The 19758-nt window shown below is 68.1% G+C and carries 19 protein-coding genes; 13 read left to right on the top strand and 6 right to left on the bottom strand.

What is annotated here, in order from left to right:
• Positions 1–185 precede the first annotated feature (185 nt).
• The 3 genes from yidC to rpmH all read right to left on the bottom strand — a co-directional run bounded on the left by yidC (position 186) and on the right by rpmH (position 2560).
• A complete protein-coding gene (gene yidC / locus AAG688_RS00965; protein ID WP_411833504.1) occupies positions 186–1895 on the bottom strand; it encodes a membrane protein insertase YidC in 1710 nt (569 codons plus the stop codon).
• A 37-nt stretch (positions 1896–1932) separates the two neighbouring features.
• Positions 1933–2334 carry a ribonuclease P protein component gene (rnpA, locus tag AAG688_RS00960; RefSeq protein ID WP_411833503.1) on the bottom strand — a complete coding sequence of 134 codons (402 nt, stop codon included), beginning with the start codon at positions 2332–2334 and terminating at the stop codon, positions 1933–1935.
• Between the two features lie 85 nt (positions 2335–2419).
• On the bottom strand, positions 2420–2560 hold the full coding sequence (gene rpmH / locus AAG688_RS00955) for a 50S ribosomal protein L34 (RefSeq protein WP_024892171.1): 141 nt from the start codon (positions 2558–2560) through the stop codon (positions 2420–2422).
• Positions 2561–2912: 352 nt separating this feature from the next.
• Here rpmH and dnaA point away from each other — a divergent pair, with 352 nt between their 5' ends.
• The 12 genes from dnaA to AAG688_RS00895 all read left to right on the top strand — a co-directional run bounded on the left by dnaA (position 2913) and on the right by AAG688_RS00895 (position 15780).
• A complete protein-coding gene (gene dnaA, locus AAG688_RS00950) occupies positions 2913–4259 on the top strand; it encodes a chromosomal replication initiator protein DnaA (protein ID WP_411833502.1) in 1347 nt (448 codons plus the stop codon).
• Positions 4260–4488: 229 nt separating this feature from the next.
• A complete protein-coding gene (dnaN, locus tag AAG688_RS00945; RefSeq protein WP_411833501.1) occupies positions 4489–5589 on the top strand; it encodes a DNA polymerase III subunit beta in 1101 nt (366 codons plus the stop codon).
• Positions 5590–6024: 435 nt separating this feature from the next.
• The gene (gene recF, locus AAG688_RS00940) at positions 6025–7137 is read left to right on the top strand and encodes a DNA replication/repair protein RecF (protein WP_411833500.1); all 1113 of its coding nucleotides are present in this window, start codon (positions 6025–6027) and stop codon (positions 7135–7137) included.
• A gap of 97 nt (positions 7138–7234) precedes the next feature.
• Entirely contained in the window at positions 7235–9676 is a 2442-nt protein-coding gene (gene gyrB / locus AAG688_RS00935; RefSeq protein WP_411833499.1) for a DNA topoisomerase (ATP-hydrolyzing) subunit B, read from the top strand.
• Positions 9677–10462, top strand: coding sequence for a lysostaphin resistance A-like protein (locus AAG688_RS00930; RefSeq protein ID WP_411833498.1), 786 nt, complete (start codon positions 9677–9679; stop codon positions 10460–10462).
• A 78-nt stretch (positions 10463–10540) separates the two neighbouring features.
• The gene (locus AAG688_RS00925) at positions 10541–11350 is read left to right on the top strand and encodes a M48 family metallopeptidase (protein WP_411833497.1); all 810 of its coding nucleotides are present in this window, start codon (positions 10541–10543) and stop codon (positions 11348–11350) included.
• A gap of 136 nt (positions 11351–11486) precedes the next feature.
• Positions 11487–12683, top strand: a complete 1197-nt coding sequence (locus AAG688_RS00920) for a heme biosynthesis protein HemY (protein WP_411833496.1) — start codon at positions 11487–11489, stop codon at positions 12681–12683.
• 159 nt (positions 12684–12842) lie between these two features.
• The gene (locus AAG688_RS00915) at positions 12843–13514 is read left to right on the top strand and encodes an energy transducer TonB (RefSeq protein ID WP_411833495.1); all 672 of its coding nucleotides are present in this window, start codon (positions 12843–12845) and stop codon (positions 13512–13514) included.
• 76 nt (positions 13515–13590) lie between these two features.
• Positions 13591–14346, top strand: coding sequence for a TonB-system energizer ExbB (gene exbB / locus AAG688_RS00910; protein WP_411833494.1), 756 nt, complete (start codon positions 13591–13593; stop codon positions 14344–14346).
• Positions 14347–14391: 45 nt separating this feature from the next.
• Positions 14392–14817, top strand: a complete 426-nt coding sequence (locus tag AAG688_RS00905) for an ExbD/TolR family protein (RefSeq protein ID WP_411833493.1) — start codon at positions 14392–14394, stop codon at positions 14815–14817.
• Between the two features lie 3 nt (positions 14818–14820).
• Complete coding sequence (locus tag AAG688_RS00900; RefSeq protein WP_411833492.1) at positions 14821–15231, top strand: ExbD/TolR family protein; 411 nt, start codon at positions 14821–14823, stop codon at positions 15229–15231.
• Positions 15232–15363: 132 nt separating this feature from the next.
• Positions 15364–15780: an ExbD/TolR family protein gene (locus tag AAG688_RS00895; RefSeq protein WP_411833491.1), complete on the top strand. Its 417-nt coding sequence runs from the start codon at positions 15364–15366 to the stop codon at positions 15778–15780.
• 64 nt (positions 15781–15844) lie between these two features.
• Here AAG688_RS00895 and AAG688_RS00890 read toward each other — a convergent pair whose 3' ends face one another.
• The 3 genes from AAG688_RS00890 to cls form a co-directional block, all read right to left on the bottom strand.
• Entirely contained in the window at positions 15845–16612 is a 768-nt protein-coding gene (locus tag AAG688_RS00890; RefSeq protein WP_411833490.1) for a pyridoxine 5'-phosphate synthase, read from the bottom strand.
• 23 nt (positions 16613–16635) lie between these two features.
• Positions 16636–16902 carry a hypothetical protein gene (locus AAG688_RS00885; RefSeq protein ID WP_411833489.1) on the bottom strand — a complete coding sequence of 89 codons (267 nt, stop codon included), beginning with the start codon at positions 16900–16902 and terminating at the stop codon, positions 16636–16638.
• 67 nt (positions 16903–16969) lie between these two features.
• Positions 16970–18424, bottom strand: a complete 1455-nt coding sequence (gene cls / locus AAG688_RS00880) for a cardiolipin synthase (protein ID WP_411833488.1) — start codon at positions 18422–18424, stop codon at positions 16970–16972.
• Positions 18425–18572: 148 nt separating this feature from the next.
• On the opposite strand from cls, the gene AAG688_RS00875 reads away from it, so the two are divergent.
• On the top strand, positions 18573–19649 hold the full coding sequence (locus AAG688_RS00875; protein ID WP_411833487.1) for a PA0069 family radical SAM protein: 1077 nt from the start codon (positions 18573–18575) through the stop codon (positions 19647–19649).
• The last annotated feature ends 109 nt before the right edge of the window (positions 19650–19758 follow it).

The following is a 19758-nucleotide window of genomic DNA, read 5'->3' as shown; positions in this document are numbered from 1 at the left end:
GGCTAGGGGCTAGGGGCTAGGGGCTGGGGGCTGGGGGCTGGGGGCTAGGGGCTAGGGGCTAGGGGCTAGGGGCTAGGGGCTGGCGAAAGCGTAGCTTCTTCGCGGGGCGGGTGTCGTTTCGATTTTTGCGCGCTTGCGAAGAACCCGCCTTGCGGCGGGTTCTTCGGGTGTCGCTTGTGCCGCGCTTACTTGGTCGCGGGCTTGGCGGCCGGTTCGCCGTGGCGCTTGGTCATCCACCACTGCTGCAACAGGCCCAGCGCGCCATTGGTGACCCAGTACAGCACCAGGCCGGACGGGAAGAACGCCATCATCACGCCGAACACCAGCGGCATCAGCTGCATCATCTTCTGCTGCATCGGGTCCATGCCCGGCGACGGCGTCATCTTCTGCGTCAGCCACATCACCACCGCGTTGAGCACCGGCAGGATGAAGTACGGGTCGCGCGCGGTCAGGTCCTGGATCCAGGCGAACCACGGCGCGTGACGCAGCTCCACCGATTCCACCAGCACCCAGTACAGCGCCAGGAACACCGGCATCTGGATCAGGATCGGCAGGCAGCCGCCCATCGGGTTGATCTTCTCCTTCTTGTACAGCTCCATCATCGCGACCTGGAACTTCTGCCGGTCGTCGCCATAGCGCTCCTTCAGCTGCTGGATGCGCGGCTGGATCTTGCGCATGCCGGCGAAGCTCTTGTACTGCTTGGCCGACAGCGGATACAGCACCAGCTTGACCAGGATCACCAGGCCGATGATCGACCAGCCCCAGTTGCGCAGGAAGCCGTGCAGGAAGTTCAGCACCCAGAACAGGCCCTGGCCCAGCAGCGCCAGGATCGAGAACTGGCTGTAGTCCACCGCGCGATCCAGGCCCTTGACGCCGGCCGCCTCGATCTTGTCGACCAGCTTGGGGCCGACCCACAGGCGGGCGGTGGTGCTGGCCTGCTGGCCGGGCGCGACGTTGACGCCCGGGCCCAGCTCGCGGATCAGCGCGCGCCGGCCGCCGGCCGGGGTGTCCAGCGAAATGGTCGTGGTGTCGGCGGACTCGGGAATCCACGCGCTGAAGAAATGGTGTTGCAGGATCGCGATCCAGCCACCGGTGACCTGCTTGTCGACGCGGCCGTCCTCCAGGTAGTCCTCGTTGAACTTGCGGCGCTGGTAGCCGCCATCCCACCAGGTCGCGCCGTTGAAGCTGAAGGACTCCGGGCTGGTCATGCCGGTCTTGATCTGCGGCGGCGTGCGCTGCAGCTGGCGGTAGACGTAGCCCTGCCAGGGCGCGCCGCCGGCGTTGGCGACCTCGTCGCGCACATCGATGGCGTAGTTGCCGCGATGCAGGGTATAGGTGCGGCGGATCGTCACCCCGTCCGGGCCCTGCCACAGGAACGGCACCGAGACCTGCGCCTCACCCTTGGCCAGCACGACCTCGCCGCTGCCGTTCTCGGGCACGAACCCGCGCTCATGGCTGGGCGCCGCGCCGCCGGCGCTGACCCAGCCGCTCTCGGCCACGTAGTAGTGCGCCGGATCCTGGCTGAACAAGCGCACCGGCCCGCTGCCCGGCTGCTTGCTCTGCGGGTAATGCAGCAGATCGGCCTCCAGCACGCTGCCGCCGTCGAGCACCAGCCGCAGCACGTCGGTGCTGACGGTGACGCGCTGGCCGGAGACGCTGGCGTCGGCGCTGACGACCGGCTCGACGCCGGGCGCCATCGGCACGCTGCCGCCGGTCGGCGAGGCGGGCACGGCCGCCGCCGGCGCGCCGGGAACGCTGCTGCCCGCCGTCTCCTGGACCGCGGCCACCGGCTGCGCCGGCTGGGCAGGGGCGGCCTTCTCCTTGCCCCACTCCATCCACAGCAGCACGGCCACCATCAGCCAGGCGAAAATCAGGAAAATGCGGGTCTGGTTCATCAGGCAGGCAGCCTCGACCGGCGCGGGCGTCCGGTTCTCAAGGGGAAGAGGATGGGGTGATAGTGGCCGGCGGCATTGTGCCGTCCGCTGCGGTCACGGGCAATGCGCCGGCACGGAGCAACACGCCCTGGAACGCCGCGCGCAGCTGCGCCGGCGAGGCCTGCGCGGCGCCGGGCCGGGCAACCACGACGTAGTCGCCGGCGTGCAGCTGCGCGCGCTGCGCACGGAACTGCTCGCGCAGCACCCGCTTGATCCGGTTGCGCACCACCGCACGGGTGCTGACCTTGCGCGAGACCGCCAGGCCCAGCCGCGCGGCCGTGCCGTCCTTGAGCCAGTGCAGGCTGAGCAGGGGATCGGAAACGCGACGCGCCTGCTCGAACACCCGCGCATACTCGCGCCGGCTGCGGACCCGGGCGCCGGGCGGGAAAGTGGCGGTCATGACACGACAGAAGCCCGCGCTTGCGGCGCGGGCTTTGCGTTTGCAACGGGCATTGCGAGGTCTTGCCGCGGATGCGGCAAAGCCATCAGGCGCTGAGGCGCTTGCGGCCCTTGGCGCGGCGGCGGGCCAGGATCTTGCGGCCGTCGGCGGTCTTCATGCGGGCACGAAAACCATGATCGCGCTTGCGCTTGAGGTTGCTGGGTTGATAGGTGCGCTTGGTGGCCATGGGGCCCTCGGGCGGTTGGCAGGTGGAAAGAACCGGAAATTCTATAGGAACCAGCGGTTTGGGATCAACTCCTGCGGTGGCGGCGGAACCGGCGGCGGTCCCACCGGCAAGTGTTCCACAGCTTGGCAACAACCCGGCCGGTGGCGGCCACCGCAAGGCCCGCCGGGCCTTGCGGCGCGGCAGGCGGGCATATCGGGCACCTTCGCACACGCCCCTCGCCACGTTTCATCCACATGTTATGCACAAACGTCGTTGGCGCGACCCGGAGGCGATGGTAGTCTGGCTGGCCCGGTTGTTCCGCCTGCGCGCGCGCCTTCGCGCGGCGCCTGGCCTTATCAAGAAGAGATTTCCCTTGTTCCAGTCGACCGATGCCTGGCCGCGATGCCTTGAACGCCTGGAGGCCGAGCTGCCGGCCGAGGACGTGAGCGCCTGGCTCAAGCCGTTGCAGGCCGAACAGCGCAGCGATTCGATGGTGCTGTACGCGCCCAACGCCTTCATCCTCGAACAGGTGCGCGATCGCTACCTCGGCCGCATCCGCGAGCTGCTGGATCACTTCGCCGGCCAGCGCGAGGTCTCGGTGGAAATCGGCTCGCGCAGCCGCAGCGCCGAGACGGCCGCGCCCGCCGCGGCCAACGCCGCCGCGGTCGGCATGGCCACGGGGTCCTACGAGCCGTTCGCCGGCAACCTCGATGGCCACTACACCTTCGACAACTTCGTCGAGGGCCGCAGCAACCAGCTCGGCCGCGCCGCCGCCTGGCAGGCCGCGCAGAAGCCGGGCGACCGTGCGCACAACCCGCTGCTGCTGTACGGCGGCACCGGCCTGGGCAAGACCCACCTGATGTTCGCCGCCGGCAACGAGATGCGCCGGCAGAACCCCGCCGCGCGCGTGCTGTACCTGCGCAGCGAGCAGTTCTTCAGCGCGATGACCAAGGCGCTGATCGAAAAGTCGATGGACCAGTTCAAGCGCCGCTTCCAGCAGGTCGACGCGCTGCTGATCGACGACATCCAGTTCTTCGCCGGCAAGGACCGCACGCAGGAGGAGTTCTTCCACACCTTCAACGCGCTGTTCGACAGCCGCCAGCAGATCATCCTGACCTGCGATCGCTACCCGCGCGAAGTCGAGGGCCTGGAGCCGCGGCTGAAGTCGCGCCTGGCCTGGGGCCTGTCGGTGGCGATCGAGCCGCCCGACTTCGAGACCCGCGCGGCGATCGTGCTGGCCAAGGCGCACGAGCGCGGCGCGCAGATCCCCGACGACGTGGCCTTCCTGCTGGCCAAGAAGATGCGCAGCAACGTGCGCGACCTGGAAGGCGCGCTCAACACGCTGGCCGCGCGCGCCAACTTCACCGGCCGCGCGATCACCACCGAGTTCGCCCAGGAGACCCTGCGCGATCTGCTGCGCGCGCAGCAGCAGGCGATCAGCATCCCCAACATCCAGAAGACCGTGGCCGACTACTACGGACTGCAGATCAAGGATCTGCTGTCCAAGCGCCGCACCCGCTCGCTGGCGCGCCCGCGCCAAGTGGCGATGGCGCTGGCCAAGGAACTGACCGAGCACAGCCTGCCGGAAATCGGCGACGCCTTCGCCGGCCGCGACCACACCACGGTGCTGCACGCCTGCCGCCAGATCCGCTCGCTGATGGAGACCGATGGCAAGCTGCGCGAGGATTGGGATAAGTTGATCCGTAAACTCAGTGAGTAAGCCGCGCCGGAACTGTGGACAACCTGTGGCCGCAAAATCGGCGACAATTTATCCACAACTTTCACGACCACTCCGAGGCGGCTTGTCCACGGGCTTGGAAGCAGAAGAAAACAGATAATAATCAATCGGTTAAAGCACTTCTGCACCGAAAATCGCGAAACCAGCACCACCAGCTTTAGATCTTTTCCTACGTTTTTAGAAGCATCAGGCACAAGGGGCGAGCATCCACATGCGTTTCAGTCTGCAGCGCGAAGCATTCCTCAAGCCGTTGGCCCAGGTGGTCAACGTCGTCGAACGCCGGCAGACGCTGCCGGTCCTGGCCAACTTCCTGGTGCAGGTGCAGGACGGACAGCTCTCGCTGACCGGCACCGATCTGGAAGTGGAAATGATCGCCCGCAGCGCGGTGGACGATGCGCAGGACGGCGAAACCACGATCCCGGCACGCAAGCTGTTCGAGATCGTCCGCGCCCTGCCCGACGGCAGCAAGGTCACCGTCAGCCAGAGCGGCGACAAGGTCACTGTGCAGGCCGGCCGCAGCCGCTTCACCCTGGCGACCCTGCCGGCCAACGACTTCCCGTCGGTGGACGAGGTCGAGGCGACCGAGCGCGTCGAGATTCCCGAGGCCACGCTGAAGGAACTGATCGAGCGCACCGCCTTCGCGATGGCCCAGCAGGACGTGCGCTACTACCTCAACGGCCTGCTGTTCGACCTCAACGAGCGCCTGCTGCGCTGCGTGGCCACCGACGGTCACCGCCTAGCGCTGTGCGAGTCGCCGCTGGAAGGCGCGGCCATGTCCAAGCGGCAGATCATCGTGCCGCGCAAGGGCGTGACCGAACTGCAACGCCTGCTGGAAGGCGGCGATCGCTCGCTGGAACTGGAAGTCGGCCGCAGCCACATCCGGGTCAAGCGTGACGACGTGACCTTCACTTCCAAGCTGATCGACGGTCGTTTCCCCGATTACGCCGCGGTGATCCCGATCGGCGCGGATCGCGAGGTGCAGTTGGATCGCGAAGTGCTGCGCGCGGCCCTGCAACGCGCGGCGATCCTGTCCAACGAGAAGTACCGCGGCGTGCGCGTCGAGGTTTCGCCCGGCCAGTTGAAGATCAGCGCGCACAACCCCGAGCAGGAAGAGGCGCAGGAAGAGATCGAGGCCGACACCAAGGTCGATGGCCTGGCCATCGGCTTCAACGTCAACTACCTGCTGGACGCCCTGTCCGCGCTGCGCGACGAGCAGGTCATCATCCAGTTGCGCGACGCCAATTCCTCCGCGCTGGTGCGGGAGGCCGGCAGCGAGAAGTGCCGCCACGTGGTGATGCCGCTGCGGCTCTGACGTTTCGTGTTTCACGTGGAACAGAACGCCCGGCATCGCCGGGCGTTCCTGTTTGCGTCCTTCGGACCTTGGGCGGCAATCGGCAAGCCGAGCAAGCTCGGCTCTACAAGATTGGCTGGTCCGGCATCGGGAGTGCCACTGGTGCCGTTGTAGCCGGCCGGGAGCGTTCGCTACGACGAAAGCCCCAGATATCCCCCTGTAGAGCCGAGCTTGCTCGGCTCCCCAGCCCAGCCCGCCGGCCTCTTGCCCTGCAGCGCCCCGGACACGCCGACAAGCATCTCCGAGTACGCAACACACCCTGCCCAGGACAATAAATCGCCGAAGAGTCCGCTACCTGTCTTCATTCCCCCTTCGGACATGACCCTTTCCCGATCCCGCTAGAATCACTCCCATGCCGCTCCCCGCTCCCGCTGTTTCCCCCAAGGCCTCCCCTCCATGCAGGTAACCCGCCTGGCCGTCGCCGGGCTGCGCCGTTTCGACCAAGCCGAACTGCTCCCGGCAGCGGGGTTGAACCTCATCTATGGCGACAACGGCGCCGGCAAGACCAGCCTGCTGGAAGCCCTGCACCTGATGGCCTATGGCCGCAGCTTCCGCGGCCGGGTCCGCGAAGGGCTGATGCGCACCGGCCGGGAGGCGGTCGAGGTCTTCGTCGAATGGCAGGAAACCGCCTCCCCGCGCCTGCGCCGGGCTGGATTACGGCATACCGGGCAGAACTGGACCGGCCGTCTCGATGGCGAATCCGTCTCCCAGCTGGGCGAACTGTGCGCCGCGCTGGCGGTGGTCAGCTTCGAACCGGGCAGCCATGCGCTGGTGACCGGCACCGGCGAACCCCGCCGCCGCTTCGTCGACTGGGGCTTGTTCCACGTGGAACAGGATTTCCTGAACCGCTGGCGGCGCTATGCCCGCGCGCTGAAGCAGCGCAATGCCCTGCTCAAGTCCGGCGCGCCGGAACGGCAGCTGGATGCCTGGGATCACGAGCTGGCCGACAGCGGCGAACCGCTGACGGAGCGCCGTCAGCAATACCTGGAACAGCTGCAATTCCAGCTGCAGGCCGTGGCCGGCGAGCTGGTCCCGTCGCTGGGAGAAGCCAGCCTCGGCTTCCAGCCGGGCTGGCGCCGCAGCGAGGTGTCGCTGGCCGATGCCCTGCTGCTGGCCCGCGAGCGCGACCGCAGCCTCGGCTACACCACCCAGGGACCGCATCGCGCCGACTGGAAGGTGCAGTATGCGTCGCTGGCGCCGGGAGAAACCCTGTCGCGCGGCCAGGCCAAGCTGACCGCGCTCAGCTGCCTGCTGGCCCAGGCCCAGGACTATGCCCGGCGCCGCGGCGAGTGGCCGGTAATCGCGCTGGACGATCTGGCGTCCGAACTGGATCGCCGGCACCAGCGGCGCGTGCTCGACCGGCTGGTGGCCAGCGGCGCGCAGGTCTTCATCACCGGGACCGAGGTTCCCCCGGGGCTGGATCCGGCGACGCGCCCCGGCGCCCTGTTCCACGTGGAACAAGGCCAGGTCCAGCGGCTCGAACCGCAGGCGCCGTCGGGGCCCGCCTGACCCCGGATGCTATAATTGCGTCCTGTTTCCCATCGCCCGTAAACCGCCGTTTTCCCTCCTGGAAAGCGCGGGTGCGCGATGCAGCCGACCGAAGCGAATGACCGACGAAACGACGACTCCTGTACCGAACGGCAACTACGATTCCAGCAAGATTACCGTCCTGCGCGGCCTGGAGGCGGTCCGCAAGCGTCCCGGCATGTACATCGGCGACGTCCACGACGGCACCGGCCTGCACCACATGGTGTTCGAGGTGGTCGACAACTCGGTGGACGAGGCGCTGGCCGGCCACGCCGACGATATTGTCGTCAAGATTCACGAGGACGGCTCGGTCTCGGTGTCGGACAACGGCCGCGGCATCCCGGTCGACATCCACAAGGAGGAAGGCGTCTCCGCGGCCGAGGTCATCCTCACCGTGCTGCACGCCGGCGGCAAGTTCGACGACAACAGCTACAAGGTCTCTGGCGGCCTGCACGGCGTCGGCGTGTCGGTGGTCAATGCGCTATCCGAGCACCTGTGGCTGGACGTCTGGCGCGACGGTTTCCACCACCAGCAGGAATACGCGCTGGGCGAGCCGCTCTATCCGCTCAAGCGGCTGGAGCCTTCCGAGCGGCGCGGCACCACGCTGCGCTTCCGGCCGGCGGCGGAAATCTTCACCGACACCGAGTTCCACTACGAGATCCTGGCGCGCCGCCTGCGCGAGCTGTCGTTCCTCAACTCGGGCGTGAAGATCACTCTGGTCGACGAGCGCGGCGAGGGCCGCCAGGACGTGTTCCAGTACGAGGGCGGCATCCGCAGCTTCGTCGAGCACCTGGCGCAGGTGAAGACCCCGCTGCACCCCAACGTCATCTCCGTCACCGGCGAGGCCAACGGCATCGTGGTGGACGTGGCCCTGCAATGGACCGACGCCTACCAGGAGACGATGTTCTGCTTCACCAACAACATCCCGCAGAAGGACGGCGGCACCCACCTGGCCGGTTTCCGCGCCGCGCTCACCCGCACGCTGACCAACTACATCGAGCAGAACGGCATCGCCAAGCAGGCCAAGGTGTCGTTCTCCGGCGACGACATGCGCGAGGGCCTGATCGCGGTGCTGTCGGTCAAGGTGCCGGATCCCAGCTTCTCCAGCCAAACCAAGGAGAAACTTGTCAGTTCCGACGTGAAGCCGGCCGTTGAAAGCACGTTCGGCGCACGTTTGGAGGAGTTCCTCCAGGAACACCCGAACGAGGCGCGCGCCATCGCGTCCAAGATTGTCGATGCCGCGCGTGCCCGTGAGGCCGCCCGCAAGGCGCGCGACCTGACCCGCCGCAAGGGCGCACTGGACATCGCCGGCCTGCCCGGCAAGCTGGCCGACTGCCAGGAGAAGGATCCGGCGCTGTCCGAGCTGTTCATCGTCGAGGGCGACTCGGCCGGCGGCTCGGCCAAGCAGGGCCGCAACCGCAAGAACCAGGCGGTGCTGCCGCTGCGCGGCAAGATCCTCAACGTCGAGCGCGCGCGCTTCGACCGCATGCTGTCCTCGGCCGAGGTCGGCACGCTGATCACCGCGCTGGGCACCGGCATCGGCAAGGACGAGTACAACCCGGACAAGCTGCGCTACCACCGCATCATCATCATGACCGATGCCGACGTCGACGGCTCGCACATCCGCACGCTGCTGCTGACGTTCTTCTACCGGCAGATGCCGGAGCTGATCGAGCGCGGCCACGTCTACATCGGCCTGCCGCCGCTGTACAAGCTCAAGCAGGGCAAGCAGGAGCTGTACCTGAAGGACGACGCTGCGCTGAACGTCTACCTGGCCAACAGCGCGGTCGAGGGCGCCTCGCTGGTCCCGGCCGACGGCGAGCCGCCGATCACCGGCGAGCCGCTGGAGAAGCTGCTGCTGGCCTTCGCCAACGCGCGCGAGGCGATCGCGCGCAACGCGCATCGCTACGATCCGCTGCTGCTGGAATCGCTGATCGACTTCACCCCGCTCGACGCGGCCCACCTGCAACAGAACATCGACGAGCGCCACGAGCTCGACGCGCTGGAATCGCGCCTGAACCGCGGCGGCCTCGGCAGCCCGCGCTACGCGCTGCAATTGCAGCCGGCCACCGAACAGCGCCCGGCCGCGCTGCTGGCCACGCGCCGGCACATGGGCGAGGAACTGATCCAGGTGCTGCCGCTGTCGGCGTTCGAGTACGGCGAGCTGCGGCCGCTGCGCGAGGCCGCCGCCGTGCTGCACGGCCTGATCCGCGAGGGCGCGCGCATCGTCCGCGGCAACAAGACGCAGACGGTGGCCAGCTTCGCGCAGGCGCAGGCCTGGTTGCTGGAGGAGGCCAAGAAGGGCCGCCAGATCCAGCGCTTCAAGGGCCTGGGCGAAATGAACCCGGAGCAGCTGTGGGACACCACGGTCAATCCGGATTCGCGCCGGCTGCTGCAGGTGCGCATCGAGGACGCGGTCGCCGCCGACCAGATCTTCAGTACGCTGATGGGCGATGTGGTCGAACCGCGGCGCGACTTCATCGAGGCCAATGCGCTGAAGGTCGCCAACCTGGACGTCTGAGTGTCCGTTTCCGGATCGGCCCGGCCACGGCCGCTGCGGCATGCGCTGGCCGACTTCGCCTGGAACGTGGTGCTGCTGGTGCTGCTGGTGTTGGTGCTGACCGCGCTGGCCGGCATCGTCTGGGCGCTGCTGGCGGGCGTGGCCGCGGCGATGCGCGGCGAAGACGTGGCCGCCGCGCTGCGATCCACCCCAGTCCTGGCGATGCTGGCGATCACCGTATTCGGCATGGCCGCCAGCGCCGTGTCGATGTACCTGCTGCGCCGTCCCGCATCGGCGACCGAACGTGCATTGTCCTGCGCCCGTGCGCGGCAGCCGCGGACATGGTTGCTGGCCGCCGGCGTGGGCGCGGGCCTGTTCCTGTCGGTCACCGCGATCACCGTGCTGGCCCGCAAGCTGGGCGTCGCCCCGGATCCTGCCAACCTGGCGCTGATCCGGCAGGCGTGGGCGAGCAACCCGATCCTTCTGGGGTTGTTCGTGATCGTGCTGGCGCCGCTCTACGAGGAACTGCTGTTCCGCCGCGTGCTGTTCGGCCGCCTGTGGGACGCCGGCTGGCCGTGGCTGGGCATGCTGTCGAGCGGCCTGGTGTTCGCGCTGGCCCACGAGCTGCTCTCGCTATTCCGGGACGCCAGCCCCGGCGCGTTCCTGCTGCTGGCCCTGTACATGTCGATGGGCGTGGTCTTCGCCTGGCTGTACCGGCGCACCGGCACGCTGTGGGCGCCGATCCTGGCCCATGCCGTCAACAACGCGCTGGCCCTGGCGGTGGCGACCGCCACCCTGAACGGCTAACGCCTTCGTCCGTGGGATTGACGGAACATTAAGCCCACCTTTCACACACTGCCCGCAACCACCGGGGGGAGACCTCACATGAAAAAATGGCTGCTGTGCCTTGCCGTCGCCGCGGCAGTGACCGCCTGCGCGACCACCACTTCCTCCACTGGCCGCAAGCAGTATGTCGGCGGCGTCTCGCAGGCGCAGCTCGACCAGCTCGGCGCGCAGGCCTTCACCGAGGCCAAGCAGAAGGGTCCACTCAGCACCGACGCGCGCCAGAACGCCTACGTGCGTTGCGTGGTCGATGCGCTGGTGCGACAACTGCCGCCGGAACAGCGCCAGGTGGCATGGGAAACGGCGGTGTTCAGCCAGGACGAACCCAACGCCTTTGCCCTGCCCGGCGGCAAGGTCGGGGTCAACTCCGGCATCCTCGGTGTGGCTCGCAACCAGGACCAGCTGGCGGCCGTGCTCGCGCACGAGATCGGCCACGTGGTCGAGCGCCACCACGACGAGCGCATCACCCGCCAGCAGGGAGCCGGCACCCTGCTCGGCCTGGGATCGGCGATCCTGGGATCGCTGTACGGCCAGGGCGCGGCCGATGCCACCACCCAGCTCGGCGGCGCGGCGGCGCAGGGCTTCGTGCTGCTGCCCAACAACCGCCAGCAGGAAAGCGAGGCGGACATCGTCGGCCAGCGGCTGATGGCGCGCGCCGGCTTCGATCCGCGCCAGGCGGTCAACCTGTGGGAAAACATGATCCAGGCCAGCAGCGGCAGCCGCGCCCCGCAGTGGCTTTCGACCCATCCGGATCCGGCCAACCGCATCCGCGAACTGCAGCGCGATCTGCCCGCCCTGCTGCCGGTCTACGAGGCCGCCCGGCAGGCCGGCAACACCCCGCGTTGCGGCTGACCCTACGCCCCCGACTTGCTGCCAAGCAGCATAAGCAGCGTTACCGCTGCGCGGCAGATTCTGTTAGCTTTGCGGCCCCCGGACGTCGTTGCCGGGCCGTTATGACACGCCCTTCAGGGGTTTCGCGAGGTACATCATGAAGTTCCAAAGCTCCAAGAAGACCGTGCTCAACCTGGTCCTGCTGGCGGCATTCGGTGGCGGCATCATCGCCGATGCGATGGCGTTCCAGGGCGCTGGTGCTCGTTCCAGTCGCGGTGATCGTGGCGCCAGCAAGAAACCGGAAGTGCGCTATCCCGATGCCACCCGTGAGGAGCCGAAGGCCAAGGCATCGAACATGCAGAACAAGCTGGGCAAGCTGTTCAAGGCCTACGAGAAGGACGACAACGAGGCCGAGGCGCTGGCGCTGGCCAACGAACTGCTCGCCGATCCCAAGGCCAGCAACCACGACAAGGCCATCGCCGCCCAGGTCGGTGCGCAGGCCGCCTACGGGCTGGACGACACCGCCACCACCAAGCGGATGCTGCAGCAGGTCATCGCCCTCAACGCGCTGGACAACAACAACCACTACCAGTCGATGCTGATGCTGGCCCAGCTGCAGCTGCAGGATGATGAACTGCAGGCCGGCGTGGCCACGCTCGACCAGTACCTCGAAGAGACCCGCTCGAAGAAGCCCGAGGATCTGTTGCAGAAGGGCCAGGCGCTGTACCAGATGGAGAAGTATCCCGAGGCGATCGAGGTGATCAAGCAGGCCATCGCCGCCAGCAGCGAGCCGAAGGACAGCTGGTACAACCTGCTGATGGCCTCCTATGCCGAGGCGGAACAGTTCGGTGAGGCAGTCAAGGTCGCCGAGCAGATGGCGAACAAGAATCCGGCCGACAAGCGCGCCCAGCTCAACCTGATCAGCGTCTACCAGCAGGCCGATCAGTTCGACAAGGCCGCCGTCACGCTGGAGAAGATGCGCGCCGCCGGCCAGCTGACCGAGGAGAAGGAGTACCGCCAGCTCTACGTGACCTACGCCAACATGGAAGGCAAGGAGAAGGAGGTCATCTCGGTGGTCAACGAGGGCCTGCAGAAGGGCATCCTCAAGGCCGACGACTACCAGAACCAACTGGCGCTGGCGCAGGCCTACTACTACTCCGAGCAGATCCCGCAGGCCATCGAGGCTTGGAGGAAAGCCGCGCCGCTGGCGCCCACCGGCGACACCTACCTCAACCTGGCCCGCGTGCTGTGGCAGGAGGATCGGATCCCCGAGGCCAAGCAGGCCGCCAGGGCCGCCCTCGACAAGGGCATCAAGAACCCGCAGGACGCAAAGAAAATCATCGCCCTGCCGTAAATGGAAGGGTGACGGCCTTCCCGGCACCATACGGTAATGATGGTGCTGGGCAGGTAGTTTGGTATAAGCTGGACTTTCCGCTAACCGATCGCATCGGCCACGGACAGAACGACGTGACGCCGCTCCGGCGTCCGGACCCAACACTGAGTTTACTGGCGCATGGCTGAACAACTGGTCATTAATAGGTATCGGGAAGAAGAGGAAACAGGCCTCAACTGGCCCCGTATCATCGGTATCGCCTTCGTGATCGCGTTGCACGCGGCCGCGCTGCTGATGCTGCTCATCCCCGCTGTGGCCCCGCCGGCGCAGAAGGAACAGGAAATCCGCACCTCCGTCGTCATCGTCGACGCCCCGCCGCCGCCGCCGCCGCCACCGCCGCCGCCGCCGAAGCAGGACACGCCGCCGCCGCCGGTCAAGAACCTGGCGCCGCCCAAGCAGACCCCGCTGCCGCCGCCGCCCGAGGCGCCGCCGATCCAGGTCGACGTGCCGCGCCCGACCGACGTCTACCAGCCGCCCTCGCCGCCGGCCCCGCCGGCGCCGGTCGCCGACATCGGCGCCAGCGTGGACATCTCGTCGAAGAACATGAACCCCCCGCGCTACCCGCCCGCCGCCGCGCGCGCCGGCATCGAGGGCACGGTCATCCTGATCATCGACGTCGACGCCAACGGCAACGTGACCAACGTGGCCGTGGAGAAGTCGAGCCGCAACCGCGACCTCGACCGCGCCGCGATGGAAGCCGCCCGCAAGTGGCGCTTCAATCCCTCCGTCGTCAATGGCCAGAAGGCCGCCGGCCGCGTCCGCGTCCCGGTCGACTTCAACATGGGCGGCTGACGGCGATCGCCGCCGGCCCCCGACTCTTCGTAACTCCGCAACACCCTCAATCAACACTTAGACAAAGGTAAGCGTCATGCTGCAGGAAACCATCATCGCCGCCGCGGCGGGGGGCAACAACGCCGCGAATGCCCTCTCTCAGATGGGCTTTGAACACATGATCAGCGAGATGATCAGCAAGCCCGGAGAGTTCGCCGTCTCCTGGGTCGTGCTGCTCACCCTGGTCATCATGTCCGCCATGTCCTGGTACTGGACGGTCATCAACGCCCTGAAGAACACCCGCCTGAAGAGCCAGGGCGATCGCGTCACCACCACGTTCTGGGAAACCCCGAACGCGCAGGACGCCATCCGCCTGATGGAAGAGCAGCCGCGCAACGAGCCGTTCTCCAAGATCGCGCTCGACGCCGCGATGGCCGCCGCCCACCACCAGCGCCAGGAAGGCACCACGCTGGCCGAGTCGCTGAGCCGTTCGGAGTTCGTCGACCGCGCCCTGCGCCAGGCCGTCACCCGCGAGAGCGCCCGCCTGCAGTCGGGCATGACCTTGCTGGCCACCGTCGGCGCGACCGCGCCCTTCGTCGGCCTGCTCGGCACCGTGTGGGGCATCTACGGCGCGCTGATCCGCATCGGCGCCACCGGCCAAGCCTCGATCGACGCCGTCGCCGGCCCGGTGGGCGAGGCGCTGATCATGACTGCCATCGGTCTGTTCGTCGCCATCCCGGCGGTGTTCGCCTACAACTTCTTCGCCAAGATCAACGGCTCGACGATCGCCAAGTACGACACGTTCGCCCACGATCTGCACGACTTCTTCGCCACCGGCTCGCGCGTGCGCTGAGTCGCGGGTCCGACAGTCATCAACACGCATTGACGGAGCCCGTTCATGGCTTTCAGTAGTGATAGCGGCAGCGGCGGCCCGATGGCCGACATCAACGTCACGCCCCTCGTGGACGTGATGTTGGTCCTGCTGATCATCTTCATCATCACCGCGCCCCTGATGTCCCACAAGGTCAAGGTGGAACTCCCCGAGACGAACATGATCGTCGAGGAGGCCGATGCGCCTCCGGTGCCGCCGATCACCGTCGCGGTCAAGGAAGATGGTTCGCTGTACTGGAACGATGAGCCGATCACCAAGGAGATCCTGGAGTCCCGCCTGTCCAGCGCGGCCCAGCTGCAGCCGCAGCCCAAGCTGAACCTGCGTGGCGACCGGACCACCAAGATGCGCACGATCAACGAAGTCACCAAGATCGCGCAGAGTCAGGGCATGCTGGACATCGGCTTCGTCGCGACCAAAGAGAAGGGACAGTAAGTCATGGCTTTCAGCAGTGGTGCAAACAAGGGCCCGATGGCCGACATCAACGTCACCCCGCTGGTGGACGTGATGCTGGTGCTGCTCATCATCTTCATCGTGACCGCGCCGATCATGACCTACCCGATCGAGGTGGCCCTGCCCCAGCGCGTGATCAATCCGCCCCCCCAGTTGCGTGAACCGCCGCCGCCGATCGACCTGCGGATCGATGCGTCGGGCCAAGTCTTCTGGAACAACGGGCCGGTCAGCGTCACCGCGGTGCAGGGCCTGATGGAAAACGAAGTCCAGCGCGATCCGACCAACCAGCCGGAGCTGCGCATCGACGCCAACCCCGACGCCCAGTACGAGGTGATGGCCAAGGTGCTGGCGGCGGCGAAGAACGCGCAGATGCAGAAGATCGGCTTCGTGCAGTAAACAGCAAGACGCAAACCTACCTTTACGGCACGCCGCCCCCCGGGCGGCGTCGTCGTTTCCGGGCCCGGGGCTTGCGCGGGCACGGGGGCAGGCGTAGCGTCGAACTCGAACCCGACCGCAAGGAGTCATGCAATGGCTTTCTCCGACGTTGCCGTGTCCGATTCGACGTATGCCCCGGCCCGCCCGCTGGCCGGCATCAACATCACCCCGCTGGTCGACGTGCTGCTGGTGCTGCTGATCATCTTCATGGTCACCGCGCCGATGCTGTCGCGGCCGCTGCCGGTGCTGCTGCCGGCCTTCGCCGACCGCGCGCCGCCGATCAAGCCGCAGCAACTGGACCTGCTGATTGCCGCCGACGGCGGCCTGCGCCTGAACGATCGCGCGCTGGACTGGGCGCAGCTGCAGCAGCGGCTGGAGGAGACCGCCGCCGCCGACCCGGGTGCGCTGCTGCGCCTGCGGGCGATGGACGATGCCGACTACCAGCAACTGGTCGCGGCGATCGCGCTGGCGCGCCGCAGCGGGCTGACCCAGGTCTCGCTGTCGGATTGAACCCCGGGTCGCCTCCCGGGCAGGAATCGATCCGCGCCCATGCTGCGTGAGGCGTCACGCGGTTTCAGGCCGGACGCTGCTGCACGCTTTCCAGGATGGCCAGGTATTGCTGGATGGTGCGCTGCAGCCCGGCATAGAGCGCCTCGCCGATCAGGGCATGGCCGATCGATACTTCCAGCACGCCGGGCACCGCTTCGAGGAATTCCTGCAGGTTGGCCTGGCTGAGATCGTGGCCGGCATTGACGCCCAGGCCCAGGGCTTGCGCCTCGCGGGCGGTGGCGGCGCAGGCGGCCAGTTCGGCCCTGGCATCGCCGCGGGCCAGCGCGGCCGCGGCCGGGCCGGTATAGATCTCGATGCGGTCGACCCCGATCGCCGCCGCCCTGGCCAGCGAGGGGCAGCCGGCATCGACGAACACGCTGACGCGGCAGCCCAGGGCCTTGAACTGCGCGACCAGTGGACGCAGGCGTTCGGCGTCCTGGTCGAAATCGAAGCCGTGGTCGGAGGTGATCTGGCCGTCGCCGTCGGGCACCAGGGTGACCTGCGCGGGCTGCGCCTGTCCGCACAGCGCGAGCAGCCCGGGATAGGCCTCGCGCGGCGGGGCGAAGGGGTTGCCCTCGATGTTGAGCTCGACGCCGTTCGCCGCGGTCAGCTGCGCCAGGTCGAGCACGTCGTCGGGGCGGATGTGGCGCAGGTCCGGGCGCGGGTGCACGGTGATGCCGTGCGCGCCGGCGTACAGGCAGGTGCGCGCGGCGCGCACCACGTCCGGTTCGCTGCCGCCGCGCGAATTGCGCAGCACGGCGACCTTGTTGACGTTGACGCTGAGCACGGTCATCGGCGGAGATTCTGCGGCGGCGATCAGGGCGCGGGCGGTTCGGGCGGCCTGGCGGCGGCGTTGGCCTTGCGGGCCTCGGCCAGTTCACGCAGGCGGTGCAGCTCGGCCGGGTCGATCATCTGCGAGGCGCCGCCGCCGCTTTCCCCCAGCCGTGCCGAGTACCAGCCCATCACCCAGGCGATCAGCAATCCCAGCGTGGCCAGCAGGCCGACGATCATCAGCGCCGGCGAGGTGGTGCGCACGGCGAAGACCAGCGTGCCGGCGGCCAGCAGCAGATAGAGCCAGTGCATGGAGCCATCCCCCAAGGACAAGGCCGGGCAGTTTACCGCTTCGTCCCCGCCACGGAAGGGGTCGCGATCACAGCAGCGGCGACAGCAGCCGGGCCAGCGCCTCGGGCAGGCGGTGCCGCCAGAAAGTGCGCTGGGCGGCCGGCTCGATCCGCTGGGCGACGGCGAACTCGCCCTCCAGCCACTGCGCCAGGGTGGCGCTCAGGCCGGGATGGCGGAACAGCATCGACAGCTCGAAATTGAGCCGGAAGCTGCGGTGGTCGAAATTGGCGCTGCCGATGATGGCCAGCCGGTCGTCGCACAGCAGCACCTTGCTGTGCATCAGCCGCGGGCCGTACTCGTAGACCTTGACCCCGGCGGCGAGCAGTTCGTCGAAGTAGGAACGCGCCGCCCAGGTCACCAGCCGCGAGTCGCTGAGCTTTGGCACCAGCAGGCGCACGTCCAGGCCGCCCAGCGCGGCCGAGGTCAGCGCCATCCGCGCGGCCTCGCCGGGGACGAAGTAGGGCGTGGCCAGCCACACGCGCTGGCGCGCCTCGTGGATGGCGCTCACGTGCAGGCGGTGGATCGGTTCCCAGACCGAGTCCGGACCGGATACCAACACCTGCGCGGCGATGCCGCCGGCGACGTCGTTCTCCGGCGCGCTCCACAGCCGCGTGCCCTGGAAATGCCGGCGCTGCTGGCCGGTGGCGTAGACCCAGTCCTCGACGAACACCTGCTGGATGTTGCGCACCACCTCGCCCTCGATGCGCAGGTGCAGGTCGCGGTAGGGGCTGGGATGGCAGCGCTCGTCCTGCTCGTCGGTGACGTTGATGCCGCCGGTGAAGGCGACGCGGCCGTCGACCACGACGATCTTGCGGTGGGTGCGCAGGTTGAACCACGGCCGCTTGAACGGGCGCAGGCGGGTGGGATGGAACCAGGCGCATTCGCCGCCGGCCTCGATCAGCGGTTGCAGGAAACGCCTGCCGACCGCCGACGAACCGACCGCGTCCAGCAGCAGGCGCACTTTGACGCCCTGGCGCGCGCGCTCGATCAACGCATCGCGCAGCAGCGTGCCGCAGCGGCCCGGGGTGAGGATGTAGTACTCCAGGTGGACGTGGTTCTCGGCGGTGGCGATGGCGTCGAGGATGGCGTCGTAGGTGGCCGCGCCGTCGACCAGCAACTGCACGCCGGTGGCCGTGGACGGCGGCAGGCCGGTGGTGCCCTGCGCCAGCAGGGCCAGCTCGGTGCAGTCGGCATCGGCCGGGCAGTAGGTCTCGTAGGTGTCCAGGCCGGTGCGCGACTGGTGGCGGCGCAGCTGCTGGCGCTTGATCTTCTGAGGACCGAGCAGGAAGTAGATGAAGAAGCCGACGTAGGGCAGCATCGCCAGCGACAGCACCCAGCTCAGCGTGGCCACCGGCTCGCGCTTCTGCAGGATGATCCACACGCACAGCGGCACCAGGTAGAGCAGCCAGGCGACGGTGACATAGGTCTTCAGGTGCGGGATGGCGCGGAACGCCTCCCAGGCCTGCTGCGCGGTGTCTAGCATGGGGGCGATTCTAGGCGGTGTTCGTGCACTTTGTAGAGCCGGGCCTGCCCGGCTTGCCTCGGCCTTGCGTGGGGCAGCGCGAGGCTGCGGTTCGGGGATGTGAAGGGAAGTCGCCCGGTGTGAGACGGCACCGGCCTAGGCTGTGCCGATGGGCGAGAGGATAAAAGGCCGGGGTTCGACGGGATGGCTGCCGGGCCGCTTCGCGGTCACCGTGGCCGAGGCGGCCGACGACGGCTGGCATGCGCCGCCGGCCGAGGAGGACATCGCGTCCCCGCCGCGCACGCAGCTGCGCGAGGAACGCGCGCGCAGCGTCATCAGCCGCAACACCTCGCCTGACATCGGGTTCTCGCAGTCGGTCAACCCCTACCGGGGCTGCGAGCATGGTTGCAGCTACTGCTTCGCGCGACCGTCGCACGCCTACCTGGACCTGTCGCCGGGACTGGACTTCGAGACGAAAATCTTCGCCAAGACCAACGCGCCGGACGTGCTGCGGCAGGAACTGGCCAGGCCCGGCTACCAGGTCAGCCCGATCGCGCTGGGCATCAACACCGACGCCTACCAGCCCAGCGAGCGCAGGCTGCAGCTGACCCGCCGCATCATCGAGGTGCTGGCCGAGGCGCGGCACCCGTTCACCCTGATCACCAAGAACGCGCTGGTCGAGCGCGACCTGGACCTGCTCGCGCCACTGGCCGCGCAGAACCTGGTGCGGGTGCACTTCTCGATCACCACACTGGACAACGGACTGTCCTCGCGGCTGGAGCCGCGCGCCGCGGCCCCGCATGCGCGGCTGCGCGCGCTGCGCCGCCTGCACGAGGCCGGCGTGCCGGTCGGGGTGATGTTCGCCCCGGCCATCCCGTGGGTGAACGACAGCGAGCTGGAAGCGGTGCTGGAAGCGGCGCGCGAGGCCGGCGCGCAGTCGGCCGGCTACGTGCTGCTGCGGCTGCCGCACGAGGTCGCGCCGCTGTTCCGCGACTGGCTGGCCACCCACGTGCCGGACCGCGCCGAGCACGTGATGAGCACGATCAACCAGCTGCGCGGCGGCAAGGACTACGACAGCGCGTTCGGCAAGCGCATGCGCGGCGAAGGCGTCTACGCCGACCTGCTGGCGCGGCGCTTCGCGCTGGCGCGCAAGCGGCTGGGGTTCGACCCGCACCGCCTGCCGGCGCTGGATTGCAGCCGGTTCACCGCCCCGCGCAAGCCGTCACCGCAGGGGGAATTGTTCTGACCACTGGGCGTGGCGGAAGGCATGCAGTGGCCTGAAACGATTGCGTTTGCCGTACAGTGGACAAAGCGCCTCGACATCCCGCTGCTGTTGAAGGCGCCACGTACAGGGG

The organism is Pseudoxanthomonas mexicana (assembly GCF_046736355.1).
In the GTDB taxonomy this organism is placed as follows: domain Bacteria; phylum Pseudomonadota; class Gammaproteobacteria; order Xanthomonadales; family Xanthomonadaceae; genus Pseudoxanthomonas_A; species Pseudoxanthomonas_A mexicana_B.
Note: the sequence above shows the minus strand (reverse complement) of the source record. Positions and strands in the feature narration are given on the sequence as shown.